This window comes from Stenotrophomonas sp. 05L414_2 (assembly GCF_056397905.1).
This window is the reverse complement of sequence record NZ_JBFTOJ010000245.1, coordinates 1-4,460: the sequence shown is the minus strand read 5'-3', so window position 1 is coordinate 4,460 and position 4,460 is coordinate 1. Positions and strand designations below refer to the sequence as shown.

Annotated in this window: 2 protein-coding genes and 1 pseudogene; 2 read left to right on the top strand and 1 reads right to left on the bottom strand. The window is 64.1% G+C overall.

Features of this window, described 5'->3' with window-relative positions; all coding sequences use genetic code 11:
- On the bottom strand, window positions 1–265 hold a 265-nt coding region (locus AC1DJN_RS20870; RefSeq protein WP_478040064.1), incomplete at its 3' end, for a hypothetical protein.
- Window positions 266–580: 315 nt separating this feature from the next.
- On the opposite strand from AC1DJN_RS20870, the gene AC1DJN_RS20865 reads away from it, so the two are divergent.
- On the top strand, window positions 581–3,010 hold the full coding sequence (locus AC1DJN_RS20865) for an autotransporter family protein (RefSeq protein ID WP_478040062.1): 2,430 nt from the start codon (window positions 581–583) through the stop codon (window positions 3,008–3,010).
- A 392-nt stretch (window positions 3,011–3,402) separates the two neighbouring features.
- Window positions 3,403–4,460 (top strand): annotated as a pseudogene (locus tag AC1DJN_RS20860) (autotransporter outer membrane beta-barrel domain-containing protein); the annotation flags it as partial.

Sequence of the window (4,460 nt, the reverse complement as noted above, 5' to 3'; positions counted from 1 at the left end):
CGACATGCACCGCGTGCGCTGCACGTCCTTCCGTGGATAGATTCACCGGGCCTGTTGGCAGAATGCGGCCGCCATTGAGGGCATGGAACGCATACCCCGAGGTATCTCCCGGCAGTACCGGCTCGGTGGTGTGGTAGTCGCCTGGCGGGGGCGTCTGGTCATCGCCGTCGGCCACGACCTGCTGTGCGCTGGCGTGACCACTGGTGAACAGGCCAGCGGCCAGGGCAACAGCCAGCACCTGGGGCGCCGGGGTGGAACTCTGCATGGAAAGCACTCCTGAATGGAGGGGCCATGCTCGGCGCTGCTACCGGCCGGCACCATCGAACACATTGCAAAACGCCCGCGGGGCGCTGCCGCAGGGCTGGCTGGCAGCTGAAGGCACCCGGGGTGTCCAGTGCGCTTTACAACTTTTTGCATGGGACGGCCGCGCCTGCGCACACAGACTGCGGCCAAAGGAGACGCGTTCCTTCGCATCCAGCCCCCATCACGGCCACTCAAGCAAAGCCGCCTGACACGGGAGCCGATCCGAATGCCTACGTGGTGGCGCGTGCCTCCCACATTCCCGACACAAGGATCCCCCATGAAGCTCAGCTCCGTCGTTTCCTCGCCTCGCCCGCCGACGCCGCACCGGCTGTTCCGCAGCCTGCTGCTGGCCCTGGCTTCACTCCCCGCCGGCGCTGTACTGGCAGGCGATCTGGATGACCAGGCCGCCGAGGTGGGTGCAGCTGACCCCATCGAGGCCTGGAGGCTCATCAATGGCTCGCAGTTGACGGTCAACGGCGGGCAGACCCAGCACATTCGCGCGGGGGATACGTCCGTGGTGAACCTGCAGAACGCRCGGGTTGTCCGCACCGGTTTGGAGCACCACGCCATCTATCTGTACGGTGAAACCACGCTTGTGGCCAACTCAAGCCGGATCGACGGTGGCGTCTTTATTAGCAGTGGCTACACCTCGGTAACGCTGAAGGACAGTATCGTGGAGGTCGACGCCGACCATCTGGCCCCCGGTGCAACTTCGAGCATCGGCATTGATGCCTCGACCCTGTCGACCTGGGACCCGAAGTTCACTCCCTCGGTCGTGCTGGATGGCACATATGTTCGCGTCGATGACCTCCACTCACCGCCCCGTCCCTTCACCACCGGGACCGGCGCCCGCCTTGTGGTGGGCCAGATGGATATCCTCAATGGTTCACAGGTGGTGGCGGCCAATGTGGGTGCATTGCTGATGGGTGAGCGTGTTGACTCCGGCGCGCTGCGGCTCGACATAAATGACTCCACCCTGCAGTCCGGCCGCGGTGCCGCCATCCAGGTCATCCCACGGTTCGCGAGCACCTATAACATCACCGTAGCCAATGGCTCACACCTGATTGCAGGTGACGGCAACCTGCTACGCGTAGGCCGCGATGGCGCCGTTTCCGGCTCGTTCACCGACGTGAACTTCACCGTGGATGATGCGCGCTTGTCGGGTGATGTCCGCCTTGATTCGCTGTTCGCCACCATGGGTTCGCTGAATGTCGCCCTGCGCAACAAGGCGCAGATCGACGGCCGTTTCATCAATGTCACCCGTGCCGAGATCGACGGCGACAGCACCTGGCTGATGACCGGTGACAGCAACGTCGGTCAGCTCAGCCTCGGCAGAACCGGCACCGTGGCACTGGGCAATGGCAGCACGTTCAACACCCTCACTGCCGACACCTTCACCGGCAATGGCGGCACCCTGCTGTTCAACACCATGCTCGGCGATGACAGCTCGTTGACCGACAAGCTGGTGATCAACGGCGACGCCAATGGCCAGGCGAACGTGCGCTTGCTCAATGCTGGCGGCGCCGGTGCGAAGACCGACAAGGGCATCGAGCTGATCCGCGTGGGCGGTGCGTCCAATGCGCAGTTCGATCTGCAGGGCCGCGCGGTGGGCGGGCAGTACGAGTACTTCCTGTTCAAGGATGCCAGCGACGGCGGTTGGTACCTGCGCTCGGCGCTGGCCGGCGCGCCGGACCCGTGCGTTGTTGATCCCACGCTGCCGGAGTGCAGGCCGATCAATCCGGTGGACCCCGTCAATCCGATCGACCCGATCGATCCGATCAACCCAGGGCCGGTGCTGCGCCCGGAAGCAGGCGCGTACCTGGCCAACCAGTTCGCGCTGGACCAGCTGCTGCGCCACGGCTTGCGCGACCGACAGGGCGGCAGCGCCACCGCCGCCGATGGCGTGCGCGGCTGGGCCCGCGTGGACGCCACGCAGAGCAGGCTGTCGGCGGTGGAAGACCAGCTGGACCTGCGCGTGGACCGCTCGCGCCTGCAGCTGGGTGCGGACGTGGGCGTTTTCGACAACGGCCGTGGCCGCGTGGGTGTGATGGGTACCGTTGCGCAGTCCAGCGCTACCTCGCGTTCGGATATCACCGGCTACAGCGCACGCGGCAAGGTGGAAGGCGGCGCGCTGGGTGTGTACGGCAACTGGAGCACCGATGCGCTGTATGTGGATGCCAGCGTGCAGCGCGGCCAGTTCCGCAACCGCGTGCAGGGCGAAGGCCTGGCCGAGGAACGCTATGACTCGGATCTCTGGCAATCGTCACTGGAAGCGGGTTATCGCTTCAACATCGGCCAGATCGGCAGCACGGCGCTGACCCTGCAGCCGGAGCTGCAGCTGGTCTACACCGATGCGAACACGGATGTGCACAGCGAAGCCAACGGCACCGTGGTGCGCGCACTGGGTGACAGCGGTTTGTCCGGCCGTGCAGGCCTGCGCCTGCAGGGTGAAGGCCGCAGCGCCGCCGGTGCCTCGGTCAGCCCGTACGTGGTGGCGAACTGGTACCGCGATGGCGCCAGCAACGGCATGGCGTTTGACGAGGAAGCACTGAACGCCAGCGTGCCGCGCAATCGCTACGAATTGAATGCAGGTGCGCGGGTTGACTTCCGCACCGGGCTGAGTGCGTTGGGTGGATTTGGCGTGATGCGCGGTGACCACGGTTACCGCGAGGCCACGGCCAACGTGAGTGTCGCCTACAAGTGGTGATGTAAGCACGAACGGCGCCGGTGAGATCCGGCGCCGTTCTGCTTTCTGCCTTCTGTAGCGCCGAGCACAGGCTGGGCTCCACGAGAAATATCGCACCTGCCGTGCTGATGCGCGTCTGGCCTCGCATATTGCACGCGCCGCAATTCTGCAGCGCTTTTGAAGTTGGAGCCTTACTGGCTGGCAGCTGAAGGCACCCGGAGTGTCCAGTGCGCTTTACAACTTTTTGCATGGGACGGCCGCGCCTGCGCACACAGACTGCGGCCAAAGGAGACGCGTTCCTTCGCATCCAGCCCCCATCACGGCCGCTCAAGCAAAGCCGACTGACACGGGAGCCGATCCGAATGTCCTACGTGGTGCCGCGTGCTCCCACATTCCCGACACAAGGATCCCCCATGAAGCTCAGCTCCGTCGTTTCCTCGCCTCGCCCGCCGACGCCGCACCGGTTGTTCCGCAGCCTGCTGCTGGCTTTGGCTTCACTCCCCGCTGGTGCTGTACTGGCAGGCGATCTGGATGACCAGGCCGCCGAGGTGGGCGTAGCTGACCCGGCAGAAGCCTGGAGCCTCATCAATGGCTCGCAGTTGACGGTCAACGGCGGGCAGACCCAACGTATCCAAGCAAGCGATACTTCCCGGGTGATACTCGAGGGCGCCCAAGTCACCAGCGTCGGCACTCAACCGGATGCGATCCGGCTCACACGCCAGGCATCGCTGAGCGCACGCAATTCACGGATCAATGGCCAGATTGCGGTGCTTGGTGCCAGCACGTCGTTGTTGTTTGAAAACAGCGTTGTGCTGGTCAACAGCAGCAACGGCACAACCACTAGCAAATTAGTGGGCGTCGACCTCAACCCAGGCCATGAAGGTGCGCTGGTAAGCTCACCTCATGCAAGCATCGATGGCACGCTCATCCAGGTTGACGACGGCATAGTTTCGGGCCAACCACATCTCCGTGGCCTGGGTGTCCGCTTGATGACAGGCCAGATGGACATCATCAATGGTTCCCGCGTCGTCGCCTCCAACGTAGGCGCAATGTTGTGGGGCGAAAGCAACACCAATGGGTTGCTCAGGCTTGAAGTCAACAACTCGACCCTGCAATCGGGCCGCGGTGCAGCCATCCAGGTAAGGCCGAGGTCCGACAATACCTACGACATCACCGTGGCAAACGGCGCACATCTGATTGCCGGGGATGGAAACCTTGTGCTGGTTGCCCGCGAGGGCGGCATTGTCAGTGCGCGCACCGATGTCAACGTTGCGGTGGACGACGCGCGCCTCATCGGCAACGTCAGCTTCGATCCGGTGTCCGTCACCAATGGCTGGCTGAATGTCGCCCTGCGCAACAAGGCGCAGATCGACGGCCGTTTCATCAATGTCACCCGTGCCGAGATCGACGGCGACAGCACCTGGCTGATGACCGGTGACAGCAACGTCGGTCAGCTCAGCCTCGGCAGAAC